Source organism: Trebonia kvetii, assembly GCF_007827045.1.
In the GTDB taxonomy this organism is placed as follows: domain Bacteria; phylum Actinomycetota; class Actinomycetes; order Streptosporangiales; family Streptosporangiaceae; genus Trebonia; species Trebonia kvetii.
This window is the reverse complement of sequence record NZ_RPFW01000003.1, coordinates 842,944-857,411: the sequence shown is the minus strand read 5'-3', so window position 1 is coordinate 857,411 and position 14,468 is coordinate 842,944. Positions and strand designations below refer to the sequence as shown.

General features: G+C 71.0%; 14 protein-coding genes. 6 read left to right on the top strand and 8 right to left on the bottom strand.

Annotated features, from left to right (window positions below):
- Complete coding sequence (cobS, locus tag EAS64_RS18825) at nucleotides 1-786, top strand: adenosylcobinamide-GDP ribazoletransferase (protein WP_145854360.1); 786 nt, start codon at nucleotides 1-3, stop codon at nucleotides 784-786.
- 45 nt (nucleotides 787-831) lie between these two features.
- Here cobS and EAS64_RS18820 read toward each other — a convergent pair whose 3' ends face one another.
- Nucleotides 832-1,254: a TIGR03618 family F420-dependent PPOX class oxidoreductase gene (locus EAS64_RS18820; protein ID WP_145854358.1), complete on the bottom strand. Its 423-nt coding sequence runs from the start codon at nucleotides 1,252-1,254 to the stop codon at nucleotides 832-834.
- A gap of 71 nt (nucleotides 1,255-1,325) precedes the next feature.
- On the opposite strand from EAS64_RS18820, the gene EAS64_RS18815 reads away from it, so the two are divergent.
- Both EAS64_RS18815 and EAS64_RS18810 read left to right on the top strand, forming a co-directional pair.
- A complete protein-coding gene (locus EAS64_RS18815) occupies nucleotides 1,326-3,560 on the top strand; it encodes a penicillin acylase family protein (RefSeq protein ID WP_145854356.1) in 2,235 nt (744 codons plus the stop codon).
- A gap of 95 nt (nucleotides 3,561-3,655) precedes the next feature.
- Nucleotides 3,656-3,952 carry a zinc ribbon domain-containing protein gene (locus EAS64_RS18810; RefSeq protein ID WP_145854353.1) on the top strand — a complete coding sequence of 99 codons (297 nt, stop codon included), beginning with the start codon at nucleotides 3,656-3,658 and terminating at the stop codon, nucleotides 3,950-3,952.
- 27 nt (nucleotides 3,953-3,979) lie between these two features.
- Here EAS64_RS18810 and EAS64_RS18805 read toward each other — a convergent pair whose 3' ends face one another.
- Nucleotides 3,980-4,624: a L,D-transpeptidase gene (locus EAS64_RS18805; protein ID WP_187366001.1), complete on the bottom strand. Its 645-nt coding sequence runs from the start codon at nucleotides 4,622-4,624 to the stop codon at nucleotides 3,980-3,982.
- A 300-nt stretch (nucleotides 4,625-4,924) separates the two neighbouring features.
- Here EAS64_RS18805 and EAS64_RS18800 point away from each other — a divergent pair, with 300 nt between their 5' ends.
- Nucleotides 4,925-5,704, top strand: coding sequence for a M50 family metallopeptidase (locus EAS64_RS18800; RefSeq protein WP_145854349.1), 780 nt, complete (start codon nucleotides 4,925-4,927; stop codon nucleotides 5,702-5,704).
- Here the strand turns inward: EAS64_RS18800 and EAS64_RS18795 are convergent.
- The 6 genes from EAS64_RS18795 to EAS64_RS18770 all read right to left on the bottom strand — a co-directional run bounded on the left by EAS64_RS18795 (nucleotide 5,690) and on the right by EAS64_RS18770 (nucleotide 12,380).
- Nucleotides 5,690-6,694 (bottom strand): carbohydrate kinase family protein, encoded by a 1,005-nt coding sequence (locus EAS64_RS18795; RefSeq protein WP_187366000.1) that lies wholly within the window; start codon nucleotides 6,692-6,694, stop codon nucleotides 5,690-5,692. The genes EAS64_RS18800 and EAS64_RS18795 overlap by 15 nt on opposite strands.
- 34 nt (nucleotides 6,695-6,728) lie before the next feature.
- A complete protein-coding gene (locus EAS64_RS18790) occupies nucleotides 6,729-7,721 on the bottom strand; it encodes a zinc-dependent alcohol dehydrogenase family protein (RefSeq protein WP_145854344.1) in 993 nt (330 codons plus the stop codon).
- A gap of 204 nt (nucleotides 7,722-7,925) precedes the next feature.
- Nucleotides 7,926-9,065, bottom strand: coding sequence for an ABC transporter ATP-binding protein (locus EAS64_RS18785; protein ID WP_145854342.1), 1,140 nt, complete (start codon nucleotides 9,063-9,065; stop codon nucleotides 7,926-7,928).
- A gap of 60 nt (nucleotides 9,066-9,125) precedes the next feature.
- Nucleotides 9,126-10,001, bottom strand: a complete 876-nt coding sequence (locus EAS64_RS18780; RefSeq protein ID WP_145854340.1) for a carbohydrate ABC transporter permease — start codon at nucleotides 9,999-10,001, stop codon at nucleotides 9,126-9,128.
- Complete coding sequence (locus EAS64_RS18775) at nucleotides 9,998-10,936, bottom strand: carbohydrate ABC transporter permease (protein WP_145854338.1); 939 nt, start codon at nucleotides 10,934-10,936, stop codon at nucleotides 9,998-10,000. Before EAS64_RS18775 ends, EAS64_RS18780 begins: the two co-directional genes overlap by 4 nt.
- A gap of 19 nt (nucleotides 10,937-10,955) precedes the next feature.
- The gene (locus EAS64_RS18770; protein ID WP_145854336.1) at nucleotides 10,956-12,380 is read right to left on the bottom strand and encodes an ABC transporter substrate-binding protein; all 1,425 of its coding nucleotides are present in this window, start codon (nucleotides 12,378-12,380) and stop codon (nucleotides 10,956-10,958) included.
- Between the two features lie 218 nt (nucleotides 12,381-12,598).
- Here EAS64_RS18770 and EAS64_RS18765 point away from each other — a divergent pair, with 218 nt between their 5' ends.
- Nucleotides 12,599-13,558 carry a sugar-binding transcriptional regulator gene (locus tag EAS64_RS18765; protein WP_145854333.1) on the top strand — a complete coding sequence of 320 codons (960 nt, stop codon included), beginning with the start codon at nucleotides 12,599-12,601 and terminating at the stop codon, nucleotides 13,556-13,558.
- Nucleotides 13,551-14,357: a phosphotransferase gene (locus EAS64_RS18760; RefSeq protein ID WP_187365999.1), complete on the top strand. Its 807-nt coding sequence runs from the start codon at nucleotides 13,551-13,553 to the stop codon at nucleotides 14,355-14,357. The genes EAS64_RS18765 and EAS64_RS18760 overlap by 8 nt, the downstream gene beginning before the upstream one ends.
- The last annotated feature ends 111 nt before the right edge of the window (nucleotides 14,358-14,468 follow it).

Below are 14,468 nucleotides of genomic sequence, written 5' to 3'. Positions count from 1 at the left end.
GTGACCGGGCGCCGGCCACCCGCGTGGCGGGTGGCGCTCAGCCTCTTCACCGCCATTCCCGCCGGGGTCGACGGTGAGCTCGACGACGAGACGGCGGCACGCTCGATCATGTGGCTGCCCTGGGTGGGCCTGCTGGTCGGCGGGATCGGCGCCTGCGTGCTGCTCGGCACCGGACTGGGCGGGGAATCCAGCGCAAAGCGCCTGCTCGAGGCAGCGCTCGCGGTCGCGGCGATCGCGGCGGCGACCGGCGGCCTGCACCTCGACGGGCTCGCCGACACCGCCGACGGGCTTGGCAGCCGACGTCCGGCCGCGGACGCGCTGGCGATCATGCGCCGCTCCGACATCGGCCCGATGGGCGTGGCCGCGCTGGTACTGACGCTGCTCGTCCAGGTGACCGCGCTCGCCGCGGTGCCGCGGGCGCCGCTCGCCGCCGCGGCGCTCGTGCTCGCCGAGGTCACCGGGCGCGTCTCGGTCGTGGCGGCCACGTCCTCCCCCGCAGCGCGGCCAGGCGGGTTCGGCGCCCTCGTCGCCGGCCGGACCACAGGAGCCGACCGCGCGTTCACGGCCGGCGTGCTGGTGGTCACGGTCGCCGCGGCCTGCGTGACGGCCGGCGGTCCGGCGCTCGCGGCGCGCGGGCTCGCCGCCACAGTGGCCGGCCTGGCCGCGGGACGGCTGCTGCAGCGCATTGCGGAGCGGCGGCTCGGCGGGATGACCGGGGATGTCTTCGGCGCGATCCTCCAGGTCAGCGCCACAACGGTGCTCGTCGTCGCCGCCCTCGCCGACTAGGGTGCGGGACGAAGGTGACCGGCGAGGCATGAGCCGGTCAGGCGGTCAGGTGAGGCCGACGGAGGTCCAGGAGGACGAGGGTGCGGTCGGGGTGAAGACGAGCAGGACGCGGTCGTCGGCGAGGAGATCGGCGGCGAGCTGGTCGTCCGGCGGGGTGGCGCGGCCGTGCTTCTCCCTGATGGCGCGAAACAGGGAGACGTTGGCCCCGACGTCCTCACGGATCTCGGTGGTGGCGGGGACCCGGACATAGCGATAGCCGGTGGCATCGTCGACGACCAGCTCGGCCCGGGGATCGCGGCGGAAGATGGCGTACTTGACGCGCTTGCGGGTGGTGGAGACGTAGAACCGTTCGCCGTCCCAGAAGAACCAGTTGGGGGACAGGTGCGGCCGGCCATCCTTGCGGATGCCGGCGACCATCACGTTGCGGGGTTCGGCCAGGAACGCTTCGAGGGCCGCGGAGTATGCCATGAAAGTCACTCTAGGGGCGGGCTCACGAAAAGGCGGGGGGGCGGAGGCGCGGGGTTCGGGATACTAGAGGCGTGGACTTTGCGATCACGCGTGACGAGTACGGGGTGCCGTGGGTGCGCGGGGGGTCGGCTGCGGACGCATGGGCAGGCATGGGGTACGCCTGCGCGCAGGACCGCCTGTTCCAGATGGACTACGACCGGCGGCGGGCGTGCGGGCGCTGGGCGGAGATCGCCGGGTACCCGGCGCTCGGCGCGGACGTGCTTGCCCGGCGGCTCGGGCTCGCCGCGGCGGCGCAGCTCGACGTCGCCGTGATGTCACCGCAGGTACGGTCCATGTTCGAGGCCTACGCAGGCGGGGTGAACCTGGCCATCGAGGACGGGGCGGCGCCGCTGCCCGGGCGGTACCCGGTCGAGCCGTGGCGGGCGTGGCATTCCGTCGCGGCGTTCCTCGTGCGGCACGTGCTGATGGGACAGTGGCAGCACAAGCTGGCCAACGCGGTGCTGCTCGAGCGGGCAGGCGCGGGCACGTTCGAGCGGCTCGAGTCACGGCCGGTCGCAGGAATGCCGGTGTCCGTGCCCCCGGGCGGCCGGCTGACGGCCGCCGTGCCCGACCTGCTCGACGAGGCGCTGACCGACATTGAGGGACACCTCGGCTTCCTCGCCGAGGTCGAGCCTGGCTCCAACGCGTGGGCGGTCAGCGGCCGGCGCACCGCCCACGGCGGCGCCGTGATCTGCAACGACTCGCACCGGGCACTCGACACGCCGAACGTGTACTGGCAGAGCCGGGTGAGCTGCCCGGAGTTCGACGTCACCGGGGCCGCGTTCCCCGGCCTTCCCGGGTTCCCGCACTTCGGGTTCAACGGGTCCGTCGCGTGGGCGATCACCCACGGGGACGCCGACACGCAGGACCTGTACCTGGAGCGGTTCGACGGCACCAGGTACCGCACGCCGGACGGCTGGCGAGAGGCCGAGGTCAGGCACGAGCGGATAGCCGTGCGCGGCCGCTCCGCGGTCACCGTTCCGGTATGGGCCACCAGGCACGGGCCCGTGGTGCACGGGCACCCGGAGGACGGCCTCGCGCTCGCGCTCAAGTGGACGGGAACCCACCGGCCCAACCGCGGCTTCGAGTGCCTGCTGCCCATGCTCACCGCGCGCACCGCGGCTGAGATGGCCGGCGCGCAGGACGGCTGGGTCGACCCGGTCAACAACCTGGTCTGCGCCGACACGGAGGGACACATCGCCTACCAGTGCCGTGGCGAGCTGCCGGTGCGGTCGTCGGACGCGGCACGGCGGCTGCCGGTGCCCGGCTGGTCGGACGCCTGCGAGTGGACCGGGACGGTGCCGTTCGCAGAGCTGCCGCAGACGGTGGATCCAGAAGCCGGGTTCGTGATGACGGCCAACAACGCGATCACCGACGCCGACCGGCCGTACATCTCCTACACGTTCTCCCAGCCGTGGCGGGCGGAGCGGCTCCGCTCGCTGCTCGCGGAGGCGGTGCTCGCGGAGTCAGGGGCGCCCACCGTCGCCGAGCTTGCCGGAATGCAGGCGGACACGGTCTCGCTCAAGGCGCGCGGCTGGGGAACGCTGCTCGCTGGGCTGAGTCCGTTCGAGAACGAGAACGCGGAGGCGGCGCGCAGCCTGCTGTCCGGCTTCCACGGGAACCTGGCGGGCGACTCGGCGGCGGCACTGCTCTACGCGTGCTTCCTGCGCGCGCTCGCCGAGGCACTGTACCGGCCGCTGCTCGGCGCGAAGACCTGGGCCTGGCTGGCCTCTGGCAGGCTCTCGCCGACGCTGTCCATGATCAAGCGCTGGCTCGGCAACGACACCTGGCAGCTGCTCGGCGGCCCGGTGCCGCCGGGCACGGACAACGCCGCGAGCCGGGAGCGGGTGCTTTCCGTGCTGCCCGCGGCGCTCGCCGCCGGGTGGGCGGCCGCGGTCGAGGCCGGCGGACCGGACCCCGCGCAGTGGCGGTGGGGCGACCAGCACCGGGCGGTCCGGCTGCATCCGCTGTCTGGCGCGGGCGTCCCCGTCGAGCTGTCGCCAGACGCCTCGCCGCATAGCGCCGCGATGGGCGGCGACGCGGACACGATCCAGGCCGCCGGGTACGCCTGGCAGACGGGCAGCCCGTTCACGGTGACGAGCCTGTCAGTGTACCGGCAGGTGGTGGACCTCGCCGACCCCGGCTCCGCCAGCTTCGTCATCCCCGGCGGCGCGTCGGGGGACCCGGACAGCGCGCACTACGGTGACCAGTTCGAGCTCTGGGCAGCCCACGAGCGGATCCCGATGGCCGCACCGGAGCCGGAGTGACGCGGAACCTTCCCTTCTTATCCCGAACGGGTGCGTGGCTCCGCCTCACGCGATCCGCATGGTGCGGGTTCGTGACGGGCCGGTTGCGCTGACCTTTGGGTCGGTGGTATCCGTCCACGAAGAAATGCTCGGGCTGCGGCACGGTGAAAGCCAAGCTGGCCCTGGCCGAGCGTATTTACCGGTGCGACGCGTGCGGCCTGGTCATGGACCGGGACGTGAACGCCGCCCGGAATCTGCTGTGCCTCGCCGCCAGTGGGGCGGAGAGGCGAAACGCCGGGGGAGGGACGGTAAGACCGCGCCGAGCGCGGCACGACCCGCCGAACCCGGAACCCGGCACCCCGCACGGGGGCAAGCCCGGGACCGCTGCCCGGCAACAGGCGGCTGCGGCGTGAGCGCCCCCGAACACTCAACCGCAACGGTTAGAAGACGACTACCTCGGAGCCGATGGGGAGGTGCTCGTTGTAGTAGTGGGCGTTCGGCGTGGTCAGGTGGACGCAGCCGTGCGACCACTTGGTCAGGCTGCCGCCGTGGAACGCGATGCCGCCCGCGGCGAAGAAGGTCGCCCACGGCATCGGCTCGTGGTACGTCGTGCTCATGTACGTCGGCCCGGCCTTCCAGGCGACGTGGAAGGTGCCGCGCGGAGTCTCGTGCCCGCCTCCTGGCTTGCCCGGCTCCATCCGCACCGGGCCGAAACTCACCTTGCCACCGGACTGAAGCCAGGTGATGTGCCTGGTCAGATCCACGCACGCGACCGCGGCGGCCGGACATTCCCGCTTGTCGGAGGCGGCGAGCATCTGGGGCGCGTTCGCCCGCCGCGAGGCCGCGCCGATTCCGCCGAGCAGCCAGCCGCCTGGCCCTCCGCCAGTGAGCGCGGGCACCGCGTTCGCGTTCATGGTCGATGTCGGCGCGGGGGACACGGTCGACCCCGAGGCCAGGCGCGCCGGACCCGGTGAGACCTGCTTTTCCGCCACTACGGCGCAGACGACCCCGGCCAGGGCCACTGCGCACGCGAGAATCCCGGTGATACCGAGGCGCAGCACGGAATTGGCCTCACGCGCAGGCATGACGGAACCCGGCCGTCCCGGGGACGAGGCGGGCATCCGGCCGGCCGGCGCCGTCCGTCCCCGCGCAGGAGGCTGGCCAGCCGCGCCCATCGCGTGTCTGCCCCCGCCGTTCATGCCCTCCGCCTCCACCCGCGTATGACCGAATATCCATGCTTAATTACCAAGGGTTATCATGAATGAGCGCTCCGCAATAGCACATCGGGGAACACGGCGTGTCGTTATGACTGCGATCCGTTGCATAGATGAACATCGGGCGCAATCCCTACCCGAACATTTCCGGCTAATGCATAACCTGGCTATGTGGCGGTGTTCTGGGATTGGGTGACCGGAGTGCAGGACGCTCCGCCTGGCTGGGCGGTCGCCGTGAGCGCCGCTGTCGCGCTGCTGATCGTGGTCAGCCCGCGGCTGTGGCGGCTGACGCGCATCGCGATCACCATCGCGCACGAGAGCGGGCACGCGGTCGTATCGCTGCTGTCCGGGCGGCGGCTCGAGGGAATCCGGCTGCACGCGGACACCTCGGGCGAGACACGCTCCCGCGGCCGGGGCCGCGGCCCCGGCATCGTGCTCACCGCGCTCGCCGGGTACCTGACCCCGCCGCTGCTCGGTGCGGGAGCGGCGGCGCTGATCGCCACGCACCGGGTGACGCTGCTGCTTTCGCTGCTGCTCGTCATGCTCGCGGCCACGCTGCTCATGGTGCGCAACTGGTACGGGGCGCTCGCCGTGCTCGCGACCGGCGGGGCGCTGTTCGCGGTGATCTGGCTGGCGGCGCCGGCGCTGCGCGGTGCGTTCGGGTACGGGGTTGCCTGGTTCCTGCTGTTCGGCGGGGTGCGGCCGGTCGCCGAGCTGGCCAGGACGCGACGGCAGGCGAAGCGCTGGCCACAGGGACAGCGCCTGGCATCGGGACATGCCCCGGCGGCGGCCTCCGACGCCGACCAGCTCGCCTGGCTGACCGGCGTGCCCGGCGGGCTGTGGGTCTTCCTGTTCGCGCTGGTCGCCACCGGAGCGCTGATCCTCGGCGCGCGGCTGCTCGTTCCCTGGCCCGCGCACCTGCTCCCGGCACGTCCTCTAAGCGGCAGGTAACCTCCCGCGAGCCAAAGCGCGCGCCCCTGCGGAGGCGAGCGGGGAAACAGAGTGAGCCGACAATAACGGCAGGAGCGGCCACCAGTTGCGTGCCCTGAGCTCGGCTAGCGCGGGCGGGTCGGCGCCCGGCCTGGTACAGGTCAGGGCCGCCGCCGCCGTCGCGGCGCGCAGCGCGGGGCGGACCAGGTCGATCCGGTGCAGCTCGTCCCGGCCCAGGCCGTGCGTGGTCCACCAGGCGAGGAAGGCACCGCCGAAGGCGTCGCCCGCGCCGATGGTGTCCGCCACGATCACGGCGGGCACCTGCTCGCTGAGCACCTCACCGGCGGTGAACGCGCGGGCCGGGCGCGGGCCGTCGGTGACGAGCACCAGCGACGTGCCCTCCGCGAGCAGCGCACGCGCCGCGTTCTGCGGCGGCACGCCCGGGTAGAGATAGCCGAGGTCTTCCGTGCTCGCCTTCACGATGTCGGCCCGGCGGGCGATCGCGCCGACCCGGGCGCGGTAGGCGCCGTAGCCGGGCACGGCGGCCGGACGGCAGTTGGGATCGAGGAAAAGCAGCGGGTCGCCGGGCAGGCCGGACAGCACGAGGCTCTCGATGGCCGCGCCCATCGGCTCCATGATCAGGCCGAGGGCACCGACGTGCATGGCGGTCAGCTCCGGCGGGAGCGCCTTGCGCATGGCGTCCTCATCGACGTCGGCCGCCGCCGACTCAAGATAGAAGGCGTACCCGGCGCTGCCCGTCTCATCGAGGGTGACCACGGCCAGGGTGGTCGGCCGCTCCGACGGCTCGGCCACGCCGAGCACGACGCCATCGGCCGCGAGCTGGTCGCGGAGCAGGCGGCCGAACGCGTCGTCGCCCGTGCGGCCGATGAAGGTGGCGGGGACGCCGAGCCTGGCCAGCGACCGTGCGGCGTTGTAAGGCCCGCCGCCCCTGCGGGCGTCGAACCGGCCATCGGGCCCTGTCACCAGGTCGATCAGTACTTCGCCCGCCACCGCGATCATTGTCACCGTCGCGTGCCGCCCGCCTTCAGGGTCTGATATGCCACTTAATGCCCTGGCCCGTGCGTACCCGGTGCAGTGCCTCCCCGAACTCCTCGAGCGGCAGCGGTTCGGAAAGCAGCGGGCGCGGGTCGATCACGCCGCTGCCGATCAGCTCGACCGCCGGGGCGAAGCTGCGCAGGATCGCCATCGAGCCGGTGACGGTGATCTCGTCGTTGTAGACGCGGAACGGCGACAGGCTCATTGTCGCCTCGGCCGGGGTAACGCCGAAGATGAGGAGCCTGCCGCCCCTGTCGAGCAGCGCGGCCACGCCGTCCACCACCGAGGGGACGCCGGTCGCGTCGACCGCCACCTCGAAACGTTCGCCGTCCAGGTCGCCCAGGCCGCTAGCGGTCTGCGCGGCACCCAGCTTGCGGGCCACCGCGAGCCTGCCGTCCACCCGGTCCACGACCGTGACCGGTCCGGCGCCTGCGTGCACGAGCAGCTGCAGCAGCAGCAGGCCCATCGTGCCGGCGCCGGTCAGCACCACCGAATCGCCGAAGATCGGCCCGAGGCGGCGCAGTCCGTGCACGGCGCAGGCGAGCGGCTCGATCATCGCGGCGAGCTGGCCGTCGAAGCCGTCGGGCAGCCGGTGCGCGTTGGCGGCGGGGACTGCGACATACTCGGCGAACGCGCCGTCGACGGTGTCGCCGATGGCCGCCCAGTTCTCGCACAGGTTGTCCCTGCCTGACCGGCACCGGCGGCAGTAGCCGCAGTACAGCGACGGGTCGACCGCCACGCGGGCGCCCACGGGCAGGTCCATCCGCACGTCGCCCGCGACGGCCGCGACCGTGCCGGCGAACTCGTGCCCCGGCGTTATCGGGTACGGGGTCGGCGGGAACTCGCCGTCCATGATGTGCAGGTCCGTGCCGCAGATCCCGCAGGCATCCACCCTGACGACGATCTGGCCTGGTCCAGGCACGGGATCCGGCACCTGCGCCACCCGGAAGCTGCCGGGCTTGTCGAGCACGATGGCCCGCATGAGTCCTCCATGAAGTGTTTCACGACGCGATCTTCGCCTCGGGGGGTACGGGGGTCGTCCCCCCGGGAGGTGGCCGGGTTGCGCGCCCGATACGATGGCGGTTTCTGCCATCGGGCGCGCAACCCGGGGGTACGGGGGGTCGTCCCCCGGGAGATGGTCGTTTGCTGGGCGCCCGATACGATGGCGCCTTTTGCCATCGGGCGCTCAGCAAACGAGCCGGGCGCCGGTCTGCGGATGGAAGGCGAACACGTCGTCCGGCTGGACGCGGAAGGCGACCCGCTGGCCGGGGGCCGGGGACTTGCGCCCCTCCGCCCGCGCCACCACGGAACCGCCGTCCTCGGCGAGCCTGACGTGCAGCAGGGCGTCGGCGCCGAGCTCCTCGACGAGCAGCACCTCACCGGGCAGCGCGGCGCCCGCCGCGGCCGCCGTCTGCGCCGTGCCCACCCCAGAGGCCGGCGCGGCGGCGGCCGCCACCAGGTGCAGGTGCTCCGGCCGGACGCCGAGCACAAGCTCGGACAGCGTGTCCCGTTCGGCCGCGGCCCTGACCCCCGGCGACAGAGGGATGACCGCGCCCGCCAGGGTCGCGCCGCCCTCCGTCAGCGGGGCCTTCAGCAGGTTCATCGCCGGGGAGCCGATGAAGCCTGCCACGAACTGGTTGACGGGGTTGTCATAGAGCTCGCGCGGCGAGGCACACTGCTGCAGCTGGCCGCCGCTGAGCACGGCGACCCGGTGTCCCATCGTCATCGCCTCGACCTGGTCGTGCGTCACGTAGACGGTGGTGATGCCCAGACGGCGCTGCAGCTCGGCGATCTGGCTGCGGGTCTGCACCCGCAGCTTGGCGTCCAGGTTGGACAGCGGCTCGTCCATCAGGAACACCTTCGGCTCGCGGACGATGGCCCGGCCCATGGCGACCCGCTGCCGCTGCCCGCCGGACAGCTGCTTCGGCTTGCGGTCGAGCAGCGCGTCGTCCAAGTCGAGGATGCGCGCCGCCTCCCGGACCCGGCGGTCGCGTTCCGGCTTGGCCACGTGCTGCATCTTCAGCGCGAATCCCATGTTCTCCGCGACTGTCTTGCTCGGGTAGAGCGCGTAGTTCTGGAACACCATGGCGATGTCGCGGTCCTTCGGCTGCACGTCGCTGATGTCCCGGCCGCCGATCTCGATCCTGCCGCCGTCCAGTGGCTCGAGGCCGGCCAGCATCCGCAGCGCCGTGGTCTTGCCCGAGCCAGACGGCCCGACGAGGACCATGAACTCGCCGTCCTTGATGTCCAGGTCGAGCGCGTCCACGGCGGGCGCGGCGCCCTTGGCGTAGACACGGCTCGCGCCCGCGTACCTAACTCCGGCCATGGCTGTGACCTCCGCGTGGAACACGCACCCGTTCGGGATGATGGATCTGGGTTTTGAATTTCACTTGATGGCTCCCATCGACAGGCCGCGGACCAGGGAGCGCTGCGCGATCCAGCCGACGATGATCACCGGGACCGAGGCCACCGTCGCCGCCGCGGACAGGTGCGCGATGTAGAGCCCTTCCTGCGGGACGGAGCTGATCAGGAACATGGGCATCGTCGCCGCGTTCGTGACCGTCAGGTTGAGCGCGAGGAACAGCTCGTTCCAGGCGAAGATCACGCAGATCAGCGCGGTTGACACCAGGCCGGGAGTGACCACAGGCATGATCACCTCGGTGATCTCCCTGATCCGGCCGGCGCCGTCGAGCCTGGCCGCCTCGAGCATTTCGCCCGGCACCTCGAGCATGAACGAGCGGATCATCCAGATCGCGAGCGGCAGGTTCATCGCCGCGTACAGGATGATCAGCAGCCAGATGCTGTCGAGCAGGTGCGCCTTGAGCGCGATCACGTAGAGCGGGCCGATCGCCGCGACGACCGGCAGCATCTTGGTGGAGATGAAGAAGAACAGCGAGTCGCGCCATCCCTTCACCGGGTGGATCGACAGCGCGTACGCGGCGGGCAGCGCGAGGACGAGCACCAGGACGGTCGAGCCGGCCGTGGCGATCGCGCTGTGCTCGATGAACGGCCCCATGCCGCTGAAGACCAGCCGGAACTCGGTCAGGGTGGGGCTGAAGGCGAACTTGGGCGGCCAGGTCTCCGCGGCCGACTCCGGCTTGAACGCCGTGATCACCATCCACAGCACGGGCAGGAAGAAGGCGATGCCGACCGCCCAGCCGAGCACCGTCCAGCCCGCCTGGCCGGAGATCTCCCTCGCGCGCCTTCTGGCGCGCCTTTCGCCGAATGCCTGGGGCGCCTCGCCTGCCGGGATCGCGGTCATTTCGCCTCCTCGAACTGGAAGACCCGGGCGAACATGCGCAGCGCGAAGCTGGCGACGATGATCGTCAGCACCACGGTCACCACGCCCGCCGCGGCCGCCCCGCCGATGTCGAAGGCGAAGTTCACCTTCTGGTACAGGTAGAAGGGCAGCGTCGTGGTCGAGGTGCCCGGGCCGCCGTTGGTCATCAGCTTCACCTGGTCGAAGGTGGTCACCAGGTAAATCGAGCCGAGCAGGATGCCGAGCTCGATGTACGGGCGCAGGTGCGGCAGGGTGAGCTCGCGGAACGTCGCCCACGCGTTCGCCCCGTCGACCTTGGCGGCCTCGAGGACATCTGACGGCTGGCCCTGGAGTCCCGCGAGCACGATGAGGGTCATGAACGGCGCCCACTGCCAGACCATGACGACGATCACCGACCCGTAGGCGTGGGTGGTCAGCCAGGCCACGTGATGCACGCCGAACGGCTCGAGCAGCCAGTTGAGCAGGCCGAAGTTCGGGTCGAGCATCGGCCCCGTCCAGACCAGCGCCGCGGCGGCCGGCATGATCAGGAAGGGCGTGATGATGAGCGTCCTGACGATCCCCCGGCCGAGGAACTTCTTGTCGAGCAGCACCGCGAGCGCGATGCCGAGCAGCATCGCGACGATCACCGCGATCGCCGTCATGGTCACCGAGCGCAGCAGGGCGCTGCGGAAGTTCGGGTCGGTGAAGACTTCCCTGTAGTTGGATACCCCGGTCCAGTGCGCGCCGCCGGGCTCGTTCCAGAAGTAGCTCTGGAAGCTGTACCAGAGCGTCACCAGGAACGGGACCTGCGTGACGACGATGGTGTAGATCAGCGCGGGAAGGAGCGGCAGGCGCCGCTGCCACCGCTCGCGCCTGCTCACCCCCCGCGGCCGGAGCCCGGTCGCGGGAGGCGAGGTGACGTCCTCAAGAACGGCCATGTTCTCGGCTTGTCCCCTGCTAGTTGCTGCCGGACAGTTCTTGCGGCGTGTAGGCCGAGGCGGCCGACTGAGCGGCCTGCAACGCCTGGCTCACCGACTCGGTGCCGGCGATCGCGCCGGCGATCTGCTGGCCGACCGTCAGTCCGAGCGTCTCGAACTGCGGGATATCGACAAACTGGACGCCCACGTAGGGCACCGGGTTCACCGTGGGGTGCTGGGGATCGGTGCCGTCAATCGACTTCAGCGTGATGTCGGCGAACGCGCTGGCCGCCTTCTGGTAGCTCGGGTTGTTGTAGAGCGAGGTCCTGGTGCCGGGCGGCACCGCCGACCAGCCGTACTTCTGCGCGACCAGCGTGTCGTACTGCTTCGAGGTGGCCCAGGAGATCCACTTCCACGCCGCGCCCTGGTCGTTGACGCCCTGCGGGATGCCGAGCGCCCAGGACCACAGCCAGCCGGAGGAGGAAGTCTTCTCGACCGGCGCGAAGGAGTAGCCTGTCTGGGCGAAGACCGACGGGTAGTTGGACGCGATCGAGGTCGCCGCCACGGTGGCGTCGTACCACATCGCGCACTTGCCCTGGCCGTACAGCGTCAGCAGCTGGTTGAAGCTGTCGTTGGAGGCGCCGGGCTCGCCGTACTGCTTGACCAGGTTCACGTAGAAGTTCACGGCCTGGGAGACAGCGGGGGAGTCAAGCTGCGCCTTCCAGTTCATGTCGTACCACTGGCCGCCGAACGTGTTGATCACCGTGTCGAGGGCGGCCATGTTGTCGCCCCAGCCCGCAAGACCGCGCAGGCAGATACCAGAGACCTTGCCCGGCTGGTTTACCTTCGCCGCCGCGGCCTGGACCTGCGTCCAGGTCGGGTGCAGCGGCAGGGTGACTCCCGCCGCCTGGAGCAGGGCCTTGTTGTAGAAGAGCATCGAGGACTCGCCGTAGAACGGCGAGGCGTACAGGTCGCCCTTGTAGGACAGCGACTTGGCGATCGGCGGCAGCAGGTCAGCGGCGTCGTACGACGTGTCGCTTGCGGCGTACTGCTTGGTCAGGTCGACCAGCCAGCCGTTCTTGGCGAACAGCGGCGCGTCGTACGGGCCGATCATGACGACGTTGAACGAGTTGCTGTGCGTGCTGACGTCCTTCTCGATCGCCGCGCGCAGGTCACCCTCGGTGTAGGTGACGAACTTGACCTTGATGCCTGGGTTCTGCTTCTCGAACACCGACTGGGTGAGCGGGATCATCTGGCCGGTCATCAGCGGGTTGGACACCACCGCGACCGTCACCGTGCCGGTGTTGCTGTTGCTGCCCGAGCTGCCGGTGCTGCCCGAACCGCCGCCGCTCGAGCACGCGGCGACGGCCGTGACCGCGGCGACCACGCAGGCGGCGGCCACGAGTCTGTTCTTCCTGAACTCGGGCTTACTGAACGGGGGCTTCCTGAACCTGGACGAACTCATGAATGAACCTCCACAGCGGTGAGGACGTTCCGGCGCTAAGGCTGCCTCGGGGCCTCCTCGGCGCCGCCAATCCGCGAACTCGCGTTTGCTGTATGCTCATTTGAGCGCGTGACGCTCATATGTGCTTGTCATCACAGTGAACTTCGCGCTAGGCAATGTCAAGGAAAGCTGCAAATATGAGATATGTGCGCTCAAATGAGCGCATGCCGGAGGCGTAAATGGCCAGCTTGTCGGCGGACAGCCCGTCCGAAGTCGTTCTTGCCGCGCGGGTCGCGCGGCAGTTCTACCTGGAGGGCGTCTCCAAGGTGGACATCGCCGATCAGCTCGGAATCAGCAGGTTCCGGGTGGCGCGGCTGCTCGATGCCGCCAGGGAAAGCGGGCTGGTGCGCATCGAGATCGGCCTGCCAGGCGGGCTGCTCGATGCCGCCCTGTCGGCCGAGCTCTGCTCCGTCTTCGGCCTGCGCCAGGCGTTCGTATTCAACTTTCCCGAGGACGACCCCGCGGCGCTTCGCCAGCGGCTCGGCGAGGCCGCGGGCGAGGTGCTGATGGACCTGCTCAAGTCCGGTGACGTGCTCGGCCTCACCTGGTCACGGACGCTGAGCGGGCTCACCGCGACGCTGACCCAGCTCCCTCCCTGCCCGATCGTGCAGCTCACCGGCGCGGTACCGCCGCCGGCCGGCCGGGACCTGCTTGAGCTGGTGCGCGGCGTGGCCAGGGTTAGCGGCGGGCCCGCGCATGTGTTCTACGCGCCGATGCTCGTCGACGACCCGCAGACGGCCGTGGCCATCCGCCGCCAGGGCGACATCGCCGACGCGTTCGCGCTCATCCCGAGCGTCACCATCGCGGTGGTCTCCATCGGGGCATGGGGGCCGGGACTTTCCACGATCTACGACGCCATCACGGACGCCGAGCGCAAGGAACTCTCCGCGCTCGGCGTGCACGCCGAGATCGCCGGAGTGTTCATCGGCGCCGACGGCCGTCCGCTCGCGACGCCGCTCGACAACAGGATGATCGTCACGCCGGCCCCGCTGCTCGCGAAGATCCCGTTCGTCCTCGCCGCCGCGTTCGACGCCGCCAAGTGCCCCGCGGTCTGGTCCGCCATCAAGGGAGGGCTCGTCCATGGCCTTGTCACGCACACCAGCCTCGCCCGAGGCCTGCTCAGCTACGGGAGTGCCTAAGCCGCGCGACTCGGCACCGGGGATTCCGGCCGGGCTGCCGCTTTTCGGCGGAACGGCCAACAGGGGCCGGGTGCTGCGGATCGGCGACACCGTGGTCCGCCCCGTGGCGCCGTGCCGCCTCGCCACCCACGCGCTGCTCGGTCACCTGGCCGCGGCCGGCTTCGACGGGGCACCGCGCGTCCTCGCCACCGGCCCGGTGACCGAGACGCTCACCTACATCGCGGGCCGGGCGGCGGTCCCGCCGCTCGCCGCGGACATGCTGACCGACGACGCACTGGTCAGCGTCGCCGTCCTGCTGCGCCGCTACCACCGGGCGGTCGCCTCCTTCGACCCGGGCAGGTACGCCTGGCCGCGCCCCGTTCCCGCCCGTTACCGCACCGGCCTGGTCAGCCACAACGACGTCCACCCGGCCAACGTGGTGTTCCGCGACGGGCGGGCGGCGGCGCTCATCGACTTCGACCTGGCCGGCCCGGGGAGCGTCACCTGGGATTTCGCCGCCGCCGCGCGGTCCTTCGTGCCATTGCTCGACGAGGCCGACGTGACCGACAGCAGACGCGGCCGTGCGCTCGCGAGGTTCCGCATCTTCCTCGCCGCGTCCGGGCTCACCAGGGCCGGGCGGCTGTCGGTCGCCGAGGCGCTCGTCGCCAACCACGACTGGACGTACGCGATCGTGACCGAGGCGGCCGCCGCGGGGCACGCCGGGTTCGCCGACCACTGGCGCTCGGTCGGGCCCGAGGCCTGGCGGGCCCGCCGCTGGTGCGAACGGCACCGCCGCGCTCTGCTCACCGCCGCCCGTTAGCACAGCCGCCCGCTAACACTGTCGCCCGTTAACATCGTCGCTCGTTGATACCCCGGGTTAACCGGCGTCCCGGTAGCGACAGCAGTGTTGTTATGTTACGGTAGCCGTCCG